Origin of the sequence: Variovorax sp. N23 (assembly GCF_025486315.1) — a bacterium.
Taxonomy (GTDB): domain Bacteria; phylum Pseudomonadota; class Gammaproteobacteria; order Burkholderiales; family Burkholderiaceae_C; genus Variovorax.
On the sequence record NZ_JAOOPY010000002.1, the window covers coordinates 268,940 to 287,921 of the forward strand.

The following is an 18,982-nucleotide window of genomic DNA, read 5'->3' on the forward strand; positions in this document are numbered from 1 at the left end:
ATGAAGAGCGTGCGATGCGCGGCCTGATGCAATTCACCCTGGACCTGTTCGACGAACTGCGCGTCGAGCCGCCAGCGCCTGCGCCTGTCGCACCGAAGGCCATCGCGCCGCAGGGCCCGTCGCTGCCCGCCGTGCCGCTGTCCGACACGCTGCGCCCCGCGCGCTTCGTGCACCCGCGCGCCACGCGCGAGGCGGTGCTGGGCCATGCGCACGTCGCCTACGAATTCGCGCGCGGCAAGCGCCGCACCATTGGCTTCGTCGTCGGCGCCGAAGGCCTGTCGGTGCGCGCGCCGCGCTGGGTCGCGCTGCGCGACGTCGATGCCGCGCTGCAGGAGAAGGCCGGCTGGATCGTGCGCAAGCTCGACGAGGCGCAGCAGCGCCACGAGCGGCTCGAATCCGCCCGCATCGAATGGAAGGACGGCGCGCGCTTCCCCTTTCTCGGCGAGCCGGTGGTGCTGCGGCTCGACCCGCGCCATGCCTTCGACGGTGTCGGCGCCATGCTCGATGCCGAGCCGGGCGAGGGCGGCGTGCGCGAGTTGCGGCTGTCGGTGGCGAACAATGCGACGACCGCGCAGATCCGCGACGCCGCACAGGCCTGGCTCATGCGCCAGGCCAAGCGCCTCTTCCAGGAACGGCTGACGCTGTATGCGCCGCAGTTGGGCGTGCGCTGGACCAAGATGTCGCTGTCGAACGCCGCCACGCGCTGGGGCAGCGCCAGCGCCGACGGTGCCATCCGCCTGAACTGGCGGCTGGTGCACTACCGCCTGCCGGTGATCGACTACGTGGTGGTGCACGAGCTCGCGCACCTGCGCGTGATGGACCACAGCCCCCGTTTCTGGGAGACGGTGGAAAGCGTGGTGCCGGACTACGGCGCGCTGCGCCAGCAACTCAAGGACGAGCCGGTGCCGCGCTGGTGACCGGGCGCACGCTCACTCCTTGACCGAGCCGGTCATCCCCGACACGTAGTACTCGACGAAGAACGAGTAGATGAAGGCCACCGGCAGCGAGCCGAGCAGCGCCCCCGCCATCAGTGGTCCCCACTGGTACACGTCGCCCTGCACCAGCTCCGTCACCACGCCCACCGGCACCGTCTTGACTTCCGACGACGAGATGAAGGTGAGCGCGTAGATGAACTCGTTCCACGACAGCGTGAAGGCGAAGATGCCGGCCGAGATGAGGCCTGGCACCGCCAGTGGCAGCACGATCTTCACCAGGATCTGCCAGCGGCTGGCGCCGTCGATCAGCGCGCATTCCTCCAGCTCCGCGGGAATCGAGCGGAAATAGCCCATCAGCAGCCAGGTGCAGAAGGGGATGAGGAAGGTCGGGTAAGTGAGGATCAGCGCCCAGCGCGTGTCGAACAGGCCGAGGTTGAACACCACGTTGGCCAGCGGAATGAACAGGATCGACGGCGGCACCATGTACGCCAGGAAGATCGAGAGGCCCACCTGCTTGGAGCCCTTGAAGCGCAGCCGCTCGATCGCATAGGCCGCGAACACCGAGGCCGCGAGCGACACGAAGGTCGACACCACCGACACCAGCACCGTGTTCCACAGCCATTGCGGGTAGGCCGTCTCGAAGAGCAGTTTGTAGAAGTGCTGCAGCGTCGGCTTGATGACCCAGAACGGATTGCCGTCCCGTGCCAGTAGTTCGGCCTCGGGCTTCACCGAGGTCACGGCCATCCAGTAGAAGGGGAACAGCAGCACGATCAGGAACAGCACGAGCGGGATGTAGACCGTCACCGCCTTGCGCGGGATCGAGTCCAGGTAGCTCATGCCGACGCTGTCGACTTGGCTCGAGTTGCTCATTTGTCGCTGCCTCCCTGTTGCCATGCACGGCGCTGCAGGCCGAAGAAACTGAACATCACGCAGGCCAGCAGGAAGGGCACCATCGCGATCGCGATCGCCGCGCCTTCACCGAGGGCACCGCCGGAGATGGCGCGCTGGAACGACAGCGTCGCCATCAGGTGCGTCGCGTTCAGTGGGCCGCCGCGGGTGATCACGTAGATCAGCTGGAAGTCGGTGAAGGTGAACAGCACCGAGAAGGTCATGACCACCGCGATGATGGGCGTGAGCAGCGGCATCGTCACGTGGCGGAACTGCTGCCAGGGCGTTGCGCCGTCGATGGCGGACGCTTCGTAGTACGAAGGCGAAATCGTCTGCAGCCCGGCCAGCAGCGTGATCGCGACGAAGGGCACGCCGCGCCACACGTTGGCGATGATGACCGAGATGCGCGCGTTCCACGGGTCGCCGAGGAAGTCGATGTAGTGGTCGATCAGCCCCATCTTCACCAGCGCCCAGCTGATGATGGAGAACTGCGAGTCGTAGATCCACCAGAAAGCGATGGCCGACAGCGCGGTCGGCACGATGTAGGGCAGCAGGATCACCGCCCGGAAGAAGGTCTTGAAGCGGATGTTCTTGTTCAGCAGGATCGCCAGCCACAGGCCGAGGATGAACTTGAAAACGCTCGCCACGAAGGTATAGAACAGCGTATTGAACAACGCCAGCCGCGTGACCGCGTCGCTCCACAGGTACTCGTAGTTCTCCAGCCCGACCCACTGCCCCGGCCGGCCGACCTTGGCATCGGTGAAGCCGAGCCAGGTGCCCAGCCCGAGCGGGTAGGTCAGGAACACCAGCAGCAGCAGCGCCGCCGGCAGCATGAACATGGCGCCGAGCGCGTTGCGACTGTTCTGGAATCGGGCCAGGAGGTTCATGGGCGGGATGTGGTCGAAGGACGAGGGCAAGCCGCCCGGCACCGCAGCACCGGGCGGGCGGGGGCGCTCAGAGTTTGTAGTAGCGCTCGGCGCGCTTCTGCGCGCGCTCGGCCGCTTCCTTGGGCGTCTTCGAGCCGCTCGCGGCCTCGGCCACCATGTTCGGGATGATGAAGTCCGCCGCGGCACCGGCAGAGGCATAGCCCAGCTTGCCGTCGTAGCCGCCCGGGCGCAGGTTCTTCACCGAGTCGCGGTAGGGCAGGTTCTTCGGGTCCGAGCTCCAGATGGCGCTGTTCTCGTAGTAGCGCAGGGGTTGCGCTACATAGCCGCCACCCCCTTGCAGCCACGGGTCGAACTGCTCCTTCTCCATCATGAAGCGCAGGAACTCCTTCGAAGCCTGCGGAAACTTCGTGTACTTCATGATCATCTGGTTGAAGAACAGATGCGACTCGGTCGGCACGCCCACCGGCCCGATCGGGAACACCGCATGGTTGATGTCGGCCGCCATCTCCTTGATCTTCGGGTCCGGCGAGTTCTTCGCGGCGTAGTAGATCGAGATGCCGTTGTTGGTGACGCTGATCTGTCCGTCGAGGAAGGCCTTGTTGTTGTTCGGGTCCAGCCACGACAGCGTGCCGGGGATGAAGTTGGCGTACAGCTCCTTGCCGTACTCCAGCGCCTTGATGGTCTCCGGGCTGTCGATCACGACCTTGTTGCTCTTGTCGACCAGCTTGCCGCCGTGCGACCAGACCAGCCAGTTGCACCAGGTGCTGTCGCCGGTCGCATTGCCCAGCGCCATGCCGCCCGGCGTGCCCTTTTCCTTGAGCGCCTTGTAGAGCTTGAGGAAGTCGTCGGTGTTCTTCGGGAAGGTCGCGAAGCCCGCCGCCTTCACCATGCTCTCGCGGTAGACGATGAGCGAGCCGGAGGCGCCCAGAGGCAGGCCCAGCCAGCGCTTGCCGTCGGGGCGCATGAAGGTCTCGCCCGCGGGGTACCAGCCGCCGTACTTCTTGCCGAGGTACTCGGCCAGGTCGGTCACGTCGAGCAGCTTGTCGGGGTAGAGGTTGGCGTCGTCGTTGGTCGACAGGATGATGTCCGGGCCCGCGCCGGTGTTGGCCGCCACGGCCGCCTTCGGACGCACGTCTTCCCAGCCTTCGTTGTCCACGCGTACCTCGACGCCGGTGGCCTCGGTGAACTTCTTGACGTTGGCCATGTAGGCGTCGATGTCGCCCTGCACGAAGCGGCTCCAGCGCAGCACGCGCAGCTTGGCGCCCTTCTCGGGCTTGAAGCTCATGTTCTGCGCATGGGCGAAGGGCGCGAAGAGGGCGGTGCCGGCGCCGACCGAGGCGGCGGCGGCGACGCCGGCCGTGCCTTCGAGAAACTTGCGGCGATTGAAATCACTCATTCGATGTCTCCTGTCTTGTTGAACGAACCGGGGAAGCGAAAGTCAAGCCGCGAGTCTTTGCCCGCTGGCGGCGTCGAAGAGGTGGGCGCGCTGCAGGTCGGGCTGCAGGTGGATCGTGCTGCCGGGCGCGAAGTCGTGGCGCTCACGGAACACGGCCGACAGTTCGGTGCCTTCGTGCCGGCACGCGACGAAGGTGTCCATGCCGGTGGGCTCCATCACCGCGACGCGTGCCGGGATGCCGCCGCTCGACGCCAGGGCCAGGTGCTCGGGCCGCGTGCCGTAGACGACAGGCTGGCCGTCGGTGCCGCCCGCATGCAGCGGCGCGTCCAGCTGCGTGCCGTCCTGCAGTTCGACGCGCGCCACGCCGCCGCTGCGCCGCAGCGTGCCCGGCAGGAAGTTCATCGCCGGCGAGCCGATGAAGCCGGCGACGAACTGGTTGGCCGGGTGGTCGTACAGCTCCAGCGGCGTGCCGGTCTGCTCGATGCGACCGTCGCGCATCACCACGATCTTGTCGCCCATCGTCATCGCCTCGATCTGGTCGTGCGTGACGTAGATCGACGTGGTCTTGAGCCGCTGGTGCAGTTCCTTGATCTCGCTGCGCATCGCCACGCGCAGCTTGGCGTCGAGGTTCGACAGCGGCTCGTCGAAAAGAAAGACCTGCGGGTCACGCACGATGGCGCGGCCCATGGCCACGCGCTGGCGCTGGCCGCCGGAGAGCTGGCGCGGGTAGCGGTCGAGCAGCGGCGTGAGCGCGAGGATCTCGGCCGCACGCTGCACCTTGCTCGCGATGGTCGCCTTGTCGGCCTTGGCCAGCGTCAGCGAGAAGGCCATGTTGTCGCGCACCGTCATGTGCGGGTAGAGCGCGTAGTTCTGGAACACCATCGCGATGTCGCGTTCCTTCGGCGGCAGGTCGTTCACCCGCTTCTCGCCGATGCGGATCTCGCCGCCGTGGATCTCTTCCAGCCCCGCGATCATCCGCAGCAGCGTCGACTTGCCGCAGCCCGAGGGGCCGACCAGCACCGTGAACGAACCGTCGGGGATGTCGATGTCGACGCCGTGGAGGATGGGGACGTCGCCGAAGCTCTTCTTGACCGCCTGAATCGTGACACTGGCCATGCAATGCAATCCTGTGAATTCGCGGGGAGAGGACGACGAGGAGACTTCCGCGTCGCAGCCCGCGCAGTATCTGCCGCTCGTCTGCAACCGGTATCAGGGCAAACCGGTAGGAGAAAACCCCTGGTGATTTGTATGATCACCCGATAACCGTGCGCCAAAACCCCGCTGCCGTGCAGGCAAACCGCTCTACCGTCCGTCCCTCTGCCGAACCGCTCCGCCTCATGGCGGATCGCCTGTCCGATCGTCTCGCGCAGCGCCTGAGCGACCAGATCAAGTCCGGCGCGCTGCGGCCCGGCGACCGCCTTCCCACCGAGCAGCAGCTCGCGCTCGCGCATGGCGTGTCGCGCACGGTGGTGCGCGAGGCGGTGCACCAGCTGCGCTCGCGCGCGCTGCTGGTGTCGCGCCAGGGCTCGGGCGTGTTCGTGGCGCAGACGCCGACGAACCAGCCGCTGGCCTTCGACCCGACCGTGCTCGACTCGGTGCAGGCCGTGGTGCATGTGGTCGAGGTGCGCCGCGTGCTCGAAGGCGAGATCGCCGCACTGGCGGCCGAGCGCGCCACGCGCAGCCAGATCGCGGCGCTCCGGCGTGCCCTCAAGGCCATCGACGCCGCGGTCGCCGCGGGGCAGGACGGCGTGGCCGAAGACCTGGCCTTCCACCGCGTGATCGGCGAGTCGAGCGGCAACCCGCAGTTCCGGTTGCTGCTCGGCTTCCTCGAGCAGTACCTGCGCGAAGGCATGCGCATCACGCGCGGCAACGAGGCGCGGCGCCTCGACTTCATGGAGGCGGTGCAGCACGAGCACCGCGCCATCGTCGAGGCCATCGCCGCGCGCGACCCGGACGAAGCCCGCCGCTGCGCCACGCACCACATCCTGCGTGGCGAGCAGCGGCTGGTCGAAGGCGGTGTCATCTCGGGGCGCCGCAAAAGAAACAAACCTGAAGGAGACTGACCCATGAAACTACTGATCACCGGAGGCGGCGGCTTCCTCGGCGCGCGCCTGGCACGCACCCTGCTGACGCGCGGCACGCTCGACGGCCAACGCATCGAACGCATGGTGCTGACCGACATCGCGCCGCCGCCCGCCGACCTCGTGGCCGACCCGCGTGTCGAGGCGCGCACCGGCCCGCTGCTCACGCAGACCGAGGCGCTCAAGACCGAGGCCTTCGATGGCGTGTTCCACCTCGCCTCCGCCGTGTCGGGCGAATGCGAGGCCGACTTCGACCTCGGCCTGCGCTCCAACCTCGACAGCACGCGCGCGCTGCTCGATGCCCTGCGCGCCAACGTGAATGCCGGCGGCAAGGTCACGCGCTTCGTCTTCTCGAGCTCGGTCGCGGTGTTCGGCCCGGACCCGGCCGTGCCCTTCCCGAAGCTCGTCGCCGACGACACGCTGCCCACGCCGCAGACCTCGTACGGCACGCAGAAGCTGATCTGCGAACACCTCATCGCCGACTACACCCGCAAGGGCTACCTCGACGGCCGCGCGGCGCGCCTGATGACGGTGACGGTGCGCCCGGGCAAGCCCAACGGCGCGGCCTCGTCCTTCTTCAGCGGCATCATCCGCGAGCCCCTGGCGGGCGTGGAATCGATCTGCCCCGTGTCGCCCGAGGTGTCGCACCCGATGGCCTCGCCCACGCGCACGGTCGAAGGCCTGATCGCGGTGTACGAAGCCACGCGCGAGGCCTTCGTCGGCCGCACCGCGCTCAACCTGCCGGGCCTGAACGTGCGCGTGGCCGACATGCTCGATGCGCTGGAAGAAGTGGCCGGCCCCAAGGTGCGCGCGCTGGTGCGCTTCGAGCGCGACGAGCGCGTGGCCGGCATCGTGGCCAACTGGCCGGCGGGCGCGACTGCGGTGCGCGCCGGCCGGCTCGGCCTGCATCCGCACGACAGCTTCGCCGACATCATCCGGCTCTACATCGACGACTGCAAGGCGCAGCCGAACGCCGATCAAACCCTGAAGGGACTGTCCCTGTGAAAAAGAAAAGCCCCACACCCAAGAGCCAACCCAAGAAACCTGCCGGCGCCCTCAAGCTGCGCTCGCAGGCCTGGTTCGACAACCCGGCCAACACCGACATGACGGCGCTCTACCTCGAGCGCACGATGAACTACGGGCTCGGCTTCGACGAGCTGCAGTCGGGCCGCCCGATCATCGGCATCGCGCAGACCGGCTCGGACATCGCGCCCTGCAACCGCCACCACCTCGTGCTGGCCGAGCGTGTGAGGGAAGGCATCCGCGACGCGGGCGGCATCGCCTTCGAGTTCCCGATCCATCCGATCCAGGAAACCTGCAAGCGCCCGACCGCCGCGCTCGACCGCAACCTGCAGTACCTGTCGCTGGTCGAGATCCTCTACGGCTACCCGATCGATGGCGTGGTGCTCACGACCGGCTGCGACAAGACCACGCCGGCGCAGCTGATGGCGGCCGCGACGGTCGACATCCCGGCCATCGCGCTCAACTCGGGCCCGATGCTCAACGGCTGGTACAAGGGCGAGCGCACCGGCTCCGGCACCATCGTGTGGAAGGCGCGCGAGCTGCTCGCCGCCGGCGAGATCGACGACAAGGGCTTTCTCAAGCTGGTGGCCTCGTCGGCGCCGTCGACCGGCCACTGCAACACGATGGGCACCGCGTCGACGATGAACTCGCTGACCGAGGCCCTGGGCATGACGCTGCCCGGCAGCGCCGCGATTCCCGCGCCGTACCGCGACCGCCAGGAGATGGCCTACATGACGGGCAAGCGCATCGTCGAGATGGTGCGCGAGAACTTGAAGCCCTCGGACATCATGACGCGCGCCGCCTTCGAGAACGCGATCATCGTGAACTCGGCCATCGGCGGCTCGACCAACGCGCCGATCCACCTCAACGCCATCGCGCGCCACATCGGCGTGGAGCTGCACACGGCCGACTGGGAAAAGCACGGCTACAAGATCCCGCTGCTGGTCAACCTGCAGCCGGCCGGCGAGTACCTGGGCGAGGACTACTACCGCGCCGGCGGCGTGCCGGCGGTGGTGGCCGAGCTGATCGCCAAGGGGCTGATCCAGCCGGCGCTCACGGCCAACGGCAAGACCCTCGTCGAGAACTGCGAAGGCCGCTTTACCGAAGACCGGAAGGTGATCTTCCCGTACGCCAAGCCGATGAAGAAGAACGCCGGCTTCCTGAACTTCAAGGGCAACCTGTTCGACTCGGCCATCATGAAGACCAGCGTGATCACGCCGGAGTTCCAGGCGCGCTACCTCAACGATGCGAAGGACCCGATGGCTTTCGAGGGCACGGCCGTGGTGTTCGACGGGCCGGAGGACTATCACCGGCGCATCGACGACCCGAAGATGAAGATCGACGCGCACAGCATCCTCTTCATGCGCGGCGTCGGCCCGGTCGGCTACCCCGGCGCGGCCGAGGTGGTGAACATGCGCGCGCCGAGCTATCTGCTGAAGAAGGGCATCACCGCATTGCCCTGCATCGGCGACGGCCGGCAGTCGGGCACCTCGGGCTCGCCGTCGATCCTCAATGCCTCCCCCGAGGCCGCGACCGGTGGCGCGCTGGCGCTGCTGCAGACCGGCGACCGCGTGCGCATCGACCTGAAGAAGCGCACCGCGAACATGCTGGTGTCGGACGAAGAACTGGCCAGGCGCCGCGCGAAGCTCGACGCGGCGGGCGGCTACCCGTATCCGCCCAGCCAGACGCCGTGGCAGGAGATCCAGCGGGCGGTGGTCGACGAGCTGTCCGAAGGCATGGTGCTCAAGCCGGCGGTCAAGTACCAGAAGATCCACGCGACCTTCGGCGTGCCGCGCGACAACCACTGAAGCCGCGAGCAGCGGCGGCCCGCGGGCCGCCGCTGCCGCGCCAGGGGCCTAGAAGCGGTCGACCAGTCCCATGGCCGGATCGCTGACCGAATGGCGGCCGGTCTCGACCCGGCCGGCGAAGCGGCGATAGAAGGCCGCGTCCGCATCGCAGGTCACGACGAAGTCGTACCAGTTGCCGCTGCCGTCGAGGTGCCAGCGCATTTCCGCATTGGCATGGCCCTTGACGTGGAGGCGCCACGACCGGTCGTCGCCGTGGCCCGGCCCACCGTGGTGGCCGCGGTCGTCGCCCCTGCCGCGCTCATCCCTGCCGCGGTCGTCCTTCCCCTCGTCGTCCCGTTCGTGGTCATGGCCGTGGCCGCCGTGGACGGCCGGCGGCGCATAGGCCGCGTTCGACTGCACCGTGAAGCGGCAATCGCGGCGGCCGTCGTTGCGCAGCTGCAGGTAGAGGTCGCCACGGCGCGTGTCGTAGCCGACACGGATCTCGGGCGAGGGCGCACCGCCGGCGCGCAACCGGTTCAGGTCGCCCTTGAACTCGCGGTGGAAACCGTTCGGCCCGAGCACCCACAGGTCGTAGAGGCCCGCGTCGTCCGTCATCGCCGTCCAGTGGGCGTCGAGCTGCTTGCCGGGCTCGACCATGTAGCGGCGCGGCAGCCGGTCCGACAGATGTAGCTTGTCGTACACGTGGAAGACCGCCGCCGCCCGCCCGCTGTTGGCGAACAGCAGCTGCACGCGGCCGTTCAGCACGTCGGCGCGCGCACTGGTGTGCAGTTCGTAGGGCAGTGCGCGCGAAGGACGCACGCCGGTCGCCTGGGCCGGCAGCGCCAGATCGGGCTGCGGCGTCAGTTTGGGCAAGGCCTGCTGGGCGGCGGTGAGCGCGTCGGCCTCGGCCTTGGTGGTACGGCCGGCCAGCGTGGGCAGCGGCTCGTCGTTGGGGCGCTCGAAGTTGAAGGCGCTGGTGAGGTCGCCGCAGACGGCGCGGCGGTACGCGCTGATCTGCGGCTCCCGCACGCCGAAGCACTTCTCCAGGAAGAGCAGGGTGGAGGTGTGGTCGCAGACCTGCGAGTTGACCCAGCCGCCGCGGCTCCAGGGCGAGACGATCCACATCGGCACGCGCGGGCCGGGGCCGTAGGGGCGGCCATCGGCCGCTGGCTGGCTGGTGGTGGCGGGCGCGTAGTCGTGGTACTCGACGGCGACGTCGGCCGCCGCCATGGTGGTGCCGCCCGCCAGCGTGCCGTCGGGGTTGCGCGAGGGCACCGAGGGCGTGGGCAGGTGGTCGAAGAAGCCGTCGTTCTCGTCGAAGTTGATGAGCAGCACCGTCTTGCTCCAGACCTCGGGGTTCGAGGTCAGCGCGTCCAGCACTTCCTGCACGTACCAGCCGCCCTTGGCCGGGCTCGAGGGGCCGGGGTGCTCGCTGTAGGCGGACGGGGAAATGATCCACGACACGGCCGGCAGGGTGCCGTTGCGGATGTCTTCGCGGAAGGTCTCCAGGAAGCCGTAGGGCATCGTGTTGCCGAAGCCCTTGGCCAGCGGGCTCAGCGCGTCGTCCACGCTCGCGTCGTAGAACGGGCCGGCCGCCGTCACCGGCTGCGTGATGTCGGTGGCGGGCACGTAGACCGGGCGGCGCGACGCGGGCATCTGCTCGATGGCCGCGCGCCAGTGGCGAAAGCTCATCATCTCGTTGCAGCCGTAGTTGTCGATCAGGCTCTGATAGACCTTCCACTTCACGCCGGCCTTCTCCAGCCGGTCGGCATAGGTGGTCCAGGTCCAGCCCAGGGTCGACGGGCCGATGTCGTTGCCGCCGTTGAACTGGTTGTTCAGGCCGGCGACCTGCACCTTGCTGCCGTCGACCGGGCTCACGCCATTCGGGCCGTTGGTGCCGGTCCAGTAGAAGAGCCGGTTGGCGATGGTGCCGGTGTGCATGCCGCAGTGGTAGTGGTCGCACAGCGTGAAGGCATCGGCCAGCGCGCGCTGGAAGGGCACCTCCGCCGTGTCGTAGTAACCCATCGACAGCAGGTTCTTCGCATCCGGCCACTTGAACATGCGGCCGTGGTCCCACGCGGCCTGCGAGTCGATCCAGGTGTGCGGCGTGCTGCCGGCGCGCTGCGCATTGCCCTGGCTCTCGTCCAGGTGGTAGGGCACGTAGGTGGTCGGCGGCGTCGTCCTGGTGTAGGTCTGATGGAAGACGGTTTTGCCGTTCGGCGCGGGCACCGCGAAGCGGTCGCCATAGCCGCGCACGCCCTTGAAGGTACCGAAGTAGCTGTCGAAGGAGCGGTTCTCCTGCATCAGCAGCACGACGTGCTTGACGTCCTTGATGGTGCCGGTGTCGTGGTGCGCGGGAATCGCCAGCGCGCGGCGGATGCTCGGGGGAAAGGCGGCGAGCGTGGCGGCGGCGATGCCGGTGGTGGCCGTGCCCTTGATGAAGCTGCGGCGCGAATTTGTCGTGGTCATGGGGTGCGTCTCTCCGGCGTTCACGGGGCGTAGTGCACGTCGGCTGGCGTGGCTGCGGCCGAGTCCGTCGCTGGCGCTTCGGTCTTGGCGGTGGCGTCGGTCTTCTGCGCGGCCGAGCCGGTGGCGGCGGCATCGCCACCGCCGCAGCCGGCGAGCGCGCAGGCCAGCGCGCCGGCGACGGTCAGGGCGCCGGCGGCGCGGAGGGAGGAAAGGTCGAAGTGCATCTGAAGGCTCGCTTTCTGTGGCGGGAGCGGGCGTGGGGGCCCGCATGGCGAAGGTCCGCCAAGCCGGCTTCAGGGGGCGCCTTGCCAGCGTCGTCGGACCGGGCCAAGCCTAGGCAGCGGCCATGTCATCGGTGTGACCTTTGTCACGCTTTTTTGCCTGCGAACGCGTGCTGCAGGCGCGGGCTCAGCGCCCGTAGGCCGCTCCACCGTCGACCACCAGCGTCGAGCCCATCACGTAGTCGCCGGCGCGCGAGGCCAGGAAGATGGCCGCGCCCGCCATGTCTTCCGGCGTGCCGATGCGGCCGGCGGGGATGCGGCCCTTGACCTCGTCGCCGTGGTCGCGCGCTTCCTTGTTCATGTCGGAGGCGAAGGCGCCCGGGGCGATGGCGCTCACCGCGATGCGGTCCGGTGCCAGGCGCAGCGCCATGCGGCGCGTGAGGTGGATCAGGCCGGCCTTGCTCGCCGCGTACGAGTAGGTCTCCCAGGGGTTCACCGAAATGCCGTCGATCGACGCGATGTGGATCACCTTGGCCAGGTGGTCGGTGGCCGCCTTCTTGAGCATCGGCGTCAGCGCCTGCGTGAGGAAGAAGGGCGCCTTCATGTTCAGGTCGACCACCTTGTCCCAGCCGCTCTCCGGGAACTCCTCGTAGGGCGCGCCCCATGCCGCGCCGGCGTTGTTGACCAGGATGTCGAGCGAGTCCTCATGCGCGGCATAGGCCGCGACCAGCGCGTGCGCGCCTTCGATGGTCGACACGTCGGCCGGCAGCGAGACGCAGGGGCCGAAGGCCGACAGCTCCTTGGCCGCCTGGTCGCAGGCCGCGGCCTTGCGCGCCGAGATGTAGACCTTCGCGCCTTGCGCCAGGAAGCCCTCGGCGATCATGCGGCCGATGCCGCGCGAGCCGCCGGTGATGAGCGCGGTGCGGCCCTTGAGCGAGAAGAGTTGGGTGGTGTCCATGGTGTGTCTCCGGGTGTGGATGTGCCGCGGCAGCTTAGTGGCCGCTGCCGGCGGCTGACGTCACCAAGGCGCCACGCGCCGTTCAGCGCAGGGCGTCGATCCGGGCGTTGATCTCGGCAAAGCCAGGACGCGATGCGACCGTCGGCTGCACGCATTGCGCTTGCAGCGCCTGCAGCGCCGGGTCGGCCCCATCGCAGCGCGCCAGCAGTTCCTCGAGCAGGCAGCCGAAGGCACGCACCTCGATGCGCTCCAGCGCCGCGGCCATCGGCGCCGGATGGAAGGACGCCGCGCCGAAGTCGCCCAGCAATGCGCCGCCTGCACCGTCGTGCAGGATGTTGTGCGCGTACAGGTCGCCGTGCATCAGCCCCTGCGCGTGCAGATGCGCCGCGGCGCTCGCGATGCCCGCAGCCAGCGAGAGCGCGGCCTCCGGCGTGAAGCGGGTGTCGGGCGCATAGACGTCGCGCGTGCACGAGTCCAGGCTGGGTGGGCCCGCCAGCACGCGGAAGGCCGGGTCGATCAGCGGCATCACCAGCCCCTGCACGCCCTCGGGGTGGCCGACGACGCGGCCCTGCGCGCCGATCAGCCCGCGGTGCATGCCCGCAGCCATGCCGGCGGCCATCTCGCTCAACGGCGAGCCGTCGCTGGTCATGGCGCCTTTGAACAGCTTGACCGCCACCGGCTGCCGCGTGCCGTCGGGCTGTCGCAGCGCGGCTTGCTGGATCACGCCCGAGGCGCCTTCGCCCAGCACGGCACCGGTGGCCAGGCGCGGCCAGTCGATCTCCGGCAGCGCATGGCCGTCGAGTGCGCGCGCTTCCTGCGCGGCGGTCGGCGGGTTGCCGCCGTGCGCCAGCCAGGCCAGCCGCGGCAACGTGCCCAGCCAGCCGGGCAGGGCCGTGAAGCGGTTGGCCGCGATGCGCAGCAGTTCGAGCGACGTGCAGCCGCTCGCCATCGTGTCGGGCAGCGAGCTCAGCCGGTTGCCGGCCAGCATCAGCTTCTGCAGGCGCGGACGCTGGCCGAGCGCGGGCGGCAGCGATTCGATCGCGTTGTCGGTGAGGATCAGCCAGCGCAGCCGCGGCGGCAGCGCATCGCCCGGCACGGTGTGGATGCGGTTGGCCTTGAAGCCGACCATCTCCAGCTGCGGGCAGCGGCCCAGCACGGCCGGCAGGTCGGTGAAGCGGTTGTCGGAGCAGAAGAGGACGCGCAGGCGGTGCAGCCGGGGCAGGTCGTCCGGCAGCGTGTCGAGCGCATTGCGCGACAGGTCGAGCACTTCGAGCGTGTCAGCCAGCGCAAAGATCTCGTTCGGGAATTCGGTGAGCCCGGCATCGCGCAGGTCGAGCCGCTGCGCGCCGGCGAGCGCACCGCTGCGCAGGCGCGCGAGGGTGCCCTGGCTCATCGGGTGGCGAAGCGGTAGATGCCGTCGTCGCCGCGGGTGCGCCGCAGCTGGCCGGCGTGCCACAGCAGGTGCAGGTGGGCGATGGTCTCGCCCATCGCGAAGGTCAGCTGGTGCAGGTCGAGCGCGCGCTTGAACATGATCGGCACGCCGTCGGCCGCCGACAGCGGCCGCTCGCGGCAACCGGCCAGCAGCTCGGCCAGGCGGTCGCGGTGGTGCTCCTCCAACTGCTCGACGCGGCGGTGCACGCCGGTGAAAGGCTTGCCGTGCGAAGGCAGCGCCAGCACGTCGGCCGGCAGTTCGCGAAAGCGCGCGATGCTGTCGAGAAAGAGCCGCAGCGAATCGGCATCGGGCTCGTCGGCATGCACGCTCACGTTGGTCGAGATGCGCGGCAGCATCATGTCGCCGCCCAGCAGCAGGTTCAGTTCTTCGCAGTACAGCGCGATGTGCTCGGGCGCATGGCCGTAGCCGCTGATGCAGCGCCAGGTGCGCCCGCCGATGTGCACCGTGGTGCCTTCCATCAGCCGCACGTACTGGCTCGGCAGCGCGGGCACCATGTTGCGGTAGTAGTTGGAGCGCTCGCGGATCTTGGCCACGGCCTCCGGGTCGACCAGCCCGTGCGAGGCGAAGAAGCGCGCCGCCGAGTCGCCGCCCGCTGCGTTGTCCGTGCCGCCGGGGCTGGTCATGTTGCGCGCCACGTAGTAGTCGGTGGCGCTCATCCACAGCGGCGCGTTCCAGTGCGCGCACAGCCAGTGGGCCAGGCCGATGTGGTCGGGGTGCATGTGCGTCACGATCACGCGCAGGATCGGCAGGCCCTGCAGCTGTGTCTCGAAGACGCGCTCCCACTGCTCGCGCGCCTCGCCGCGGTCGATGCAGCAGTCGACCACCGTCCAGCCCTCGACGCCGTCGATGCGGTCGCGCAGCAGCCAGAGGTTGATGTGGTCGAGCGCGAAGGGCAGCGACATGCGGATCCAGCGCACGCCGGGGGCGACCTCGATCGTCTCGCCGGGCGCCGGCAACTGGTCGCCCAGCGGGTAATGGAGTTCGCGTTCGAGGAGGTTCATGTAGGATCGGAGGTTGACGTTAACGTCAACGTCACAGGAGGGGCCTTCATTGTAGGCAGCGCAGCCGGCGCCTGCTGTCGCGCCCGCAACGGCCCTCGAAGACCATCCGCCCGCAAGGGTGAACGCACCAGGAACATCGCTTTTTCGTGCCCATGCCATCGACCTATTCCATCAGCGAACTCGCCCGGGAATTCGCGCTCACCACCCGGGCGATCCGCTTCTACGAGGACAAGGGCCTGCTGGCGCCCGAACGCTCCGGCGCGGGCGGCCTGCAGCGGGTGTACAGCGCGCGCGACCGCACGCGGTTGGCGCTCACGCTGCGCGCCAAGCGGCTGGGGCTGAGCCTCGACGAGGCAAAGGATATCCTCGACATCTACGACAGCCCGCGCGACACCGCGGCACAGTTGCAGAAGTTCCTCGATGTCCTCGGTGTTCACCGGGGTCAGCTGGAAGCCCAGATGGCCGAACTGCAGGCCAACCTTGCCGAAGTGCATGACCAGGAAAAGCAGGCGCGCAGCGCCCTGGCGCGCGCCCTGAAGACCGCCAAGGCGCCCCGCGCCCCGAAGAAGACCCGTGCGCACTGAGCGCACCTAACGAAGCCGAGAACGACCATGCCCGACGAATCCCTCGAAGACCTGTTTGCCCACAACCGCGCCTGGTCGGCCCAGATGGAGCGCGACCGCCCCGGCTTCTTCACCAGCCTGGTGAAGCAGCAGACACCCAAGTACATGTGGATCGGGTGCTCCGACAGCCGCGTGCCGGCCAACCAGATCACGGGCCTGGACCCGGGAGAGGTGTTCGTGCACCGCAACGTGGCGAACATCGTGGTGCATTCCGACCTCAATGCGCTGTCGGCCATCCAGTTCGCAGTCGACATGCTCAAGGTCGAGCACATCATGGTGGTGGGTCACTACGGCTGTGGCGGTGTGAAGGCAGCGCTCGACGGCGTCCGGGTCGGCCTGGCCGACAACTGGATCCGCCACATCCAGGACGTTCGCGACCGGCACCACGTCATGCTCGAGTCGCTGCCCGAACAGGTGCGCGCCGATGCACTGGTCGAACTCAACGTGGCCGAGCAGGTGGTCAACGTGGCTGTGAGCACGGTGATGGTCGACGCCTGGAGCCGTGGCCAGAAGGTGACCATCCATGGCTGGAGCTTCGGCGTGCACGACGGCCTGCTGCAGAACCTGCAGATGTCGGTCGACGGCAGCAAGCCGCTCGATGCGATCTACAAGGCTGCGGTGCAGCGCATCCGCTACAAGTGGAGCAAGCCCGGCGAGTCGACGACCATCGTGCCGCGCCCGCGCAGCGAGTCGTCGGTCGATGCGTTGCCGTTCGACGGCATTGCCGGCCGGCCTGCGCCGACCCCCTGATTTCCCTGGCGATCCATCCCCTCAATCTCAAGGAGACCTTCATGTCCGAATCCATCGTCATCGTCGGCGCCGCACGCACCCCCATGGGCGCGTTCCAGGGCGACTTCACTTCCCTCGCGGCCCATGACCTCGGCGGCGCCGCCATCCGCGCCGCCGTCGAGCGCGCCGGCATCGACCCGGCCGTGGTCGGCGAGGTGCTGTTCGGCAACTGCCTGATGGCCGGCCAGGGCCAGGCCCCGGCGCGCCAGGCCGCGTACAAGGGCGGCCTGCCCGACAGCGCGGGGGCGGTCACGCTGAGCAAGATGTGCGGCTCGGCCATGAAGGCCGCGATGCTGTCTTGCGACATGCTGATGGCCGGCACGCACGACGTGATGGTCGCCGGCGGCATGGAGAGCATGACCAACGCGCCCTACCTGATGCTCAAGGGCCGTGGCGGCTACCGCATGGGCCACGACCGCATCTTCGACCACATGATGCTCGACGGCCTCGAAGACGCCTACCAGCCGGGCCGCTCGATGGGCACCTTCGGCGAAGACTGCGCCGCCAAGTACGGTTTCACGCGCGAGCAGCAGGACGCCTTCGCCACCGCCAGCGTCGAGCGCGCCAGGCACGCCACGGCCGACGGCCTGTTCAAGGCCGAGATCGTGCCGGTCACCGTCAAGAGCCGCAGCGGTGAGACGGTGGTGGCCATCGACGAAGGCCCGGGCAAGGTCAAGCTCGACAAGATCGCCACGCTCAAGCCCGCCTTCAAGAAGGACGGCGGCACCATCACCGCCGCGTCGAGCTCGTCGATCAACGACGGCGCCGCCGCGCTGGTCCTGATGACCGAATCGCACGCGAAGAAGATCGGCGCCAAGCCGCTCGCGCGCATCGTCGGCCACGCCACGCACGCGCAGCAACCCGAATGGTTCTCGACCGCACCGGTCGGCGCGGTGCAGAAGCTCTTTGCCAAGACCGGCTGGGGCGTCAAGGACGTCGACCTGTGGGAAGTGAACGAGGCCTTCGCCGTGGTGCCGATGGCGCTGATGAAGGAGATGGGCGTGGCGCATGACGTCGTCAACGTGCACGGCGGCGCCTGCGCGCTGGGCCACCCGATCGGCGCGAGCGGCGCACGCATCATGGTCACGCTCATGCACGCGTTGCAGTCGCGCGGCCAGAAGCGCGGCGTGGCGACGCTTTGCATCGGCGGCGGCGAAGGCACGGCCGTCGCCATCGAACTCGTCTGACCGCATGATCTTTCCGAAGAAGAGCGCACTCGCCCTGACCACGGCGCTGCTCCTGGGCAGCGCCGGCTTCGCGCCCGCGGCCTGGGCGCAGAAGCGCGACAACGTGCTGTTCGACGCGGCCACCAGCGAGCAGCCGGCGGTCGTGAAGACGCTGGAGCGCCTGGTCAAGATCGAGAGCGGCACCGGGGATGCCGAAGGCATCGCGGCAGCGGGCGCGCTGCTGGAAGGCGAACTCAAGGCGCTGGGCTTCACGGTCACGCGGCAGAAAGCCGCCGGCAACGTGGTCGGCGACAACATCGTCGGCCGGCTCAAGGGCCGCGGCGGCAAGAGCCTGCTGCTGCTGTCGCACATGGACACCGTGTACCCGCGCGGCATGCTCGCCAAGGCGCCGTTCCACGTCGAAGGCAACAAGGCCTACGGGCCGGGCATCGCCGACGACAAGGGCGGGAGCGCGATCATCCTGCATGCGCTGAAGCTACTCACGACCTACGGCTTTCGCGACTTCGCGAGCATCACGGTGCTGTTCAACGTCGACGAGGAGAAGGGCTCCTTCGGCTCGCGCGACCTGATCCAGCAGGAGGCGCGCGCGGCCGACTACGTGCTGTCCTTCGAGCCCACCAGCGCCGAGCGCGAGAGCTTCTACCTCGGCACCTCCGGCATCGCCTACGTGCAGGCCGACATCAAGGGCAAGGCCTCGCACGCGGGCGCCGCGCCCGAGGCCGGCGTCAATGCGCTGGTCGAGGCGTCCGACCTGGTGCTGCGCACCCTGGACCTCGACGACAAGGCCCGCGGCCTGCGCTTGAACTGGACGGTGGCCAAGGCCGGCACCGTGTCGAACATCATCCCGGATGCCGCCACGCTCAACGCCGACGTGCGCTATGCGCAGAACGAGGATCTCGAGGCGATGCTCAAGACGCTGGAAGAGCGCGCCCAGCAGAAGAAGCTGCCCGCCGCCGAGGTCAAGCTCACCGTCACGCGCGGCCGCCCGGCCTTCAACGCCGGCGCCGAAGGGCGCAAGCTGATCGACAAGGCCAGCGCCTTCTACCGCGAGGCCGGCGGCGGGCTCGAGGTCGACGAGCGCAGCGGCGGCGGCACCGACGCGGCCTACGCCGCGCTGTCGGGCAAGCCGGTCATCGAAGGCCTGGGCCTGCCGGGCTTCGGCTACCACAGCGACAAGGCCGAGTACGTGCTGGTCGACGCGATCCCGCGCCGGCTCTACATGGCGGCACGGCTGATCATGGACCTGGGCGCGGGCAGGTAGCGGCCAACGCGCCTTCCGCAACC

At 68.8% G+C, this 18,982-nt stretch carries 17 protein-coding genes; 8 read left to right on the plus strand and 9 right to left on the minus strand.

All coding sequences use genetic code 11. From position 1 onward, the window contains the following. The first annotated feature begins 26 nt into the window (after positions 1–26). On the plus strand, positions 27–917 hold the full coding sequence (locus N8A90_RS04240; RefSeq protein ID WP_410087633.1) for a M48 family metallopeptidase: 891 nt from the start codon (positions 27–29) through the stop codon (positions 915–917). 12 nt (positions 918–929) lie between these two features. On the opposite strand, the gene N8A90_RS04245 is transcribed toward N8A90_RS04240, so the two are convergent. The 4 genes from N8A90_RS04245 to N8A90_RS04260 all read right to left on the minus strand — a co-directional run bounded on the left by N8A90_RS04245 (position 930) and on the right by N8A90_RS04260 (position 5,222). Continuing rightward, on the minus strand, positions 930–1,805 hold the full coding sequence (locus tag N8A90_RS04245) for a carbohydrate ABC transporter permease (protein ID WP_262073397.1): 876 nt from the start codon (positions 1,803–1,805) through the stop codon (positions 930–932). Next, the gene (locus N8A90_RS04250) at positions 1,802–2,710 is read right to left on the minus strand and encodes a carbohydrate ABC transporter permease (RefSeq protein WP_262073399.1); all 909 of its coding nucleotides are present in this window, start codon (positions 2,708–2,710) and stop codon (positions 1,802–1,804) included. The genes N8A90_RS04245 and N8A90_RS04250 overlap by 4 nt, the downstream gene beginning before the upstream one ends. Positions 2,711–2,777: 67 nt before the next feature. Then, positions 2,778–4,106: an ABC transporter substrate-binding protein gene (locus N8A90_RS04255; RefSeq protein WP_262073400.1), complete on the minus strand. Its 1,329-nt coding sequence runs from the start codon at positions 4,104–4,106 to the stop codon at positions 2,778–2,780. A 42-nt stretch (positions 4,107–4,148) separates the two neighbouring features. After that, a complete protein-coding gene (locus N8A90_RS04260) occupies positions 4,149–5,222 on the minus strand; it encodes an ABC transporter ATP-binding protein (protein ID WP_262073401.1) in 1,074 nt (357 codons plus the stop codon). A gap of 221 nt (positions 5,223–5,443) precedes the next feature. On the opposite strand from N8A90_RS04260, the gene N8A90_RS04265 reads away from it, so the two are divergent. From N8A90_RS04265 to N8A90_RS04275, 3 genes are read left to right on the plus strand one after another with little or no spacing between them, the layout of a single operon-like run. Further along, positions 5,444–6,169 carry a FadR/GntR family transcriptional regulator gene (locus N8A90_RS04265; protein WP_262073402.1) on the plus strand — a complete coding sequence of 242 codons (726 nt, stop codon included), beginning with the start codon at positions 5,444–5,446 and terminating at the stop codon, positions 6,167–6,169. 3 nt (positions 6,170–6,172) lie between these two features. Next, positions 6,173–7,192: a D-erythronate dehydrogenase gene (denD, locus tag N8A90_RS04270; protein WP_262073403.1), complete on the plus strand. Its 1,020-nt coding sequence runs from the start codon at positions 6,173–6,175 to the stop codon at positions 7,190–7,192. Next, positions 7,189–9,018: an IlvD/Edd family dehydratase gene (locus N8A90_RS04275; RefSeq protein WP_262073404.1), complete on the plus strand. Its 1,830-nt coding sequence runs from the start codon at positions 7,189–7,191 to the stop codon at positions 9,016–9,018. Before denD ends, N8A90_RS04275 begins: the two co-directional genes overlap by 4 nt. A 48-nt stretch (positions 9,019–9,066) precedes the next feature. Here the strand turns inward: N8A90_RS04275 and N8A90_RS04280 are convergent, their stop codons facing one another. From N8A90_RS04280 to N8A90_RS04300, 5 genes are all read right to left on the minus strand, one after another. Then, positions 9,067–11,466 (minus strand): phosphocholine-specific phospholipase C, encoded by a 2,400-nt coding sequence (locus tag N8A90_RS04280; RefSeq protein WP_262073405.1) that lies wholly within the window; start codon positions 11,464–11,466, stop codon positions 9,067–9,069. A gap of 20 nt (positions 11,467–11,486) precedes the next feature. Continuing rightward, on the minus strand, positions 11,487–11,690 hold the full coding sequence (locus tag N8A90_RS04285; protein WP_262073406.1) for a hypothetical protein: 204 nt from the start codon (positions 11,688–11,690) through the stop codon (positions 11,487–11,489). 184 nt (positions 11,691–11,874) lie between these two features. After that, positions 11,875–12,645, minus strand: coding sequence for an SDR family oxidoreductase (locus N8A90_RS04290; protein WP_262073407.1), 771 nt, complete (start codon positions 12,643–12,645; stop codon positions 11,875–11,877). A gap of 82 nt (positions 12,646–12,727) precedes the next feature. Then, positions 12,728–14,038: a leucine-rich repeat-containing protein kinase family protein gene (locus tag N8A90_RS04295; protein WP_262073408.1), complete on the minus strand. Its 1,311-nt coding sequence runs from the start codon at positions 14,036–14,038 to the stop codon at positions 12,728–12,730. Next, positions 14,035–15,099 (minus strand): MBL fold metallo-hydrolase, encoded by a 1,065-nt coding sequence (locus N8A90_RS04300; RefSeq protein WP_262073409.1) that lies wholly within the window; start codon positions 15,097–15,099, stop codon positions 14,035–14,037. The genes N8A90_RS04295 and N8A90_RS04300 overlap by 4 nt, the downstream gene beginning before the upstream one ends. A 152-nt stretch (positions 15,100–15,251) precedes the next feature. Between N8A90_RS04300 and N8A90_RS04305 the strand changes: the two genes are divergently transcribed. Genes N8A90_RS04305 through N8A90_RS04320 form a run of 4 tightly spaced genes read left to right on the plus strand, consistent with a single transcriptional unit; the run spans position 15,252 to position 18,959 of the window. Then, positions 15,252–15,683 carry a MerR family transcriptional regulator gene (locus N8A90_RS04305; RefSeq protein WP_262073411.1) on the plus strand — a complete coding sequence of 144 codons (432 nt, stop codon included), beginning with the start codon at positions 15,252–15,254 and terminating at the stop codon, positions 15,681–15,683. Between the two features lie 27 nt (positions 15,684–15,710). Next, positions 15,711–16,472: a carbonate dehydratase gene (gene can, locus N8A90_RS04310; RefSeq protein WP_262073412.1), complete on the plus strand. Its 762-nt coding sequence runs from the start codon at positions 15,711–15,713 to the stop codon at positions 16,470–16,472. 41 nt (positions 16,473–16,513) lie between these two features. Further along, positions 16,514–17,698 carry an acetyl-CoA C-acyltransferase gene (locus N8A90_RS04315; RefSeq protein ID WP_262073413.1) on the plus strand — a complete coding sequence of 395 codons (1,185 nt, stop codon included), beginning with the start codon at positions 16,514–16,516 and terminating at the stop codon, positions 17,696–17,698. 4 nt (positions 17,699–17,702) lie between these two features. Then, a complete protein-coding gene (locus N8A90_RS04320; RefSeq protein WP_262073414.1) occupies positions 17,703–18,959 on the plus strand; it encodes a glutamate carboxypeptidase in 1,257 nt (418 codons plus the stop codon). The last annotated feature ends 23 nt before the right edge of the window (positions 18,960–18,982 follow it).

What these genes read in the sequence shown, in the direction of transcription:
- N8A90_RS04240 (WP_410087633.1), top strand. Translation starts at nt 27, where the DNA reads ATGCAATTCACCCTGGACCTGTTCGACGAACTGCGCGTCGAGCCGCCA.
- N8A90_RS04245 (WP_262073397.1), bottom strand. Translation starts at nt 1,805, where the DNA reads ATGAGCAACTCGAGCCAAGTCGACAGCGTCGGCATGAGCTACCTGGAC.
- N8A90_RS04250 (WP_262073399.1), bottom strand. Translation starts at nt 2,710, where the DNA reads ATGAACCTCCTGGCCCGATTCCAGAACAGTCGCAACGCGCTCGGCGCC.
- N8A90_RS04255 (WP_262073400.1), bottom strand. Translation starts at nt 4,106, where the DNA reads ATGAGTGATTTCAATCGCCGCAAGTTTCTCGAAGGCACGGCCGGCGTC.
- N8A90_RS04260 (WP_262073401.1), bottom strand. Translation starts at nt 5,222, where the DNA reads ATGGCCAGTGTCACGATTCAGGCGGTCAAGAAGAGCTTCGGCGACGTC.
- N8A90_RS04265 (WP_262073402.1), top strand. Translation starts at nt 5,444, where the DNA reads ATGGCGGATCGCCTGTCCGATCGTCTCGCGCAGCGCCTGAGCGACCAG.
- denD (WP_262073403.1), top strand. Translation starts at nt 6,173, where the DNA reads ATGAAACTACTGATCACCGGAGGCGGCGGCTTCCTCGGCGCGCGCCTG.
- N8A90_RS04280 (WP_262073405.1), bottom strand. Translation starts at nt 11,466, where the DNA reads ATGACCACGACAAATTCGCGCCGCAGCTTCATCAAGGGCACGGCCACC.
- N8A90_RS04285 (WP_262073406.1), bottom strand. Translation starts at nt 11,690, where the DNA reads ATGCACTTCGACCTTTCCTCCCTCCGCGCCGCCGGCGCCCTGACCGTC.
- N8A90_RS04290 (WP_262073407.1), bottom strand. Translation starts at nt 12,645, where the DNA reads ATGGACACCACCCAACTCTTCTCGCTCAAGGGCCGCACCGCGCTCATC.
- N8A90_RS04295 (WP_262073408.1), bottom strand. Translation starts at nt 14,038, where the DNA reads ATGAGCCAGGGCACCCTCGCGCGCCTGCGCAGCGGTGCGCTCGCCGGC.
- N8A90_RS04300 (WP_262073409.1), bottom strand. Translation starts at nt 15,099, where the DNA reads ATGAACCTCCTCGAACGCGAACTCCATTACCCGCTGGGCGACCAGTTG.
- N8A90_RS04305 (WP_262073411.1), top strand. Translation starts at nt 15,252, where the DNA reads ATGCCATCGACCTATTCCATCAGCGAACTCGCCCGGGAATTCGCGCTC.
- can (WP_262073412.1), top strand. Translation starts at nt 15,711, where the DNA reads ATGCCCGACGAATCCCTCGAAGACCTGTTTGCCCACAACCGCGCCTGG.
- N8A90_RS04315 (WP_262073413.1), top strand. Translation starts at nt 16,514, where the DNA reads ATGTCCGAATCCATCGTCATCGTCGGCGCCGCACGCACCCCCATGGGC.
- N8A90_RS04320 (WP_262073414.1), top strand. Translation starts at nt 17,703, where the DNA reads ATGATCTTTCCGAAGAAGAGCGCACTCGCCCTGACCACGGCGCTGCTC.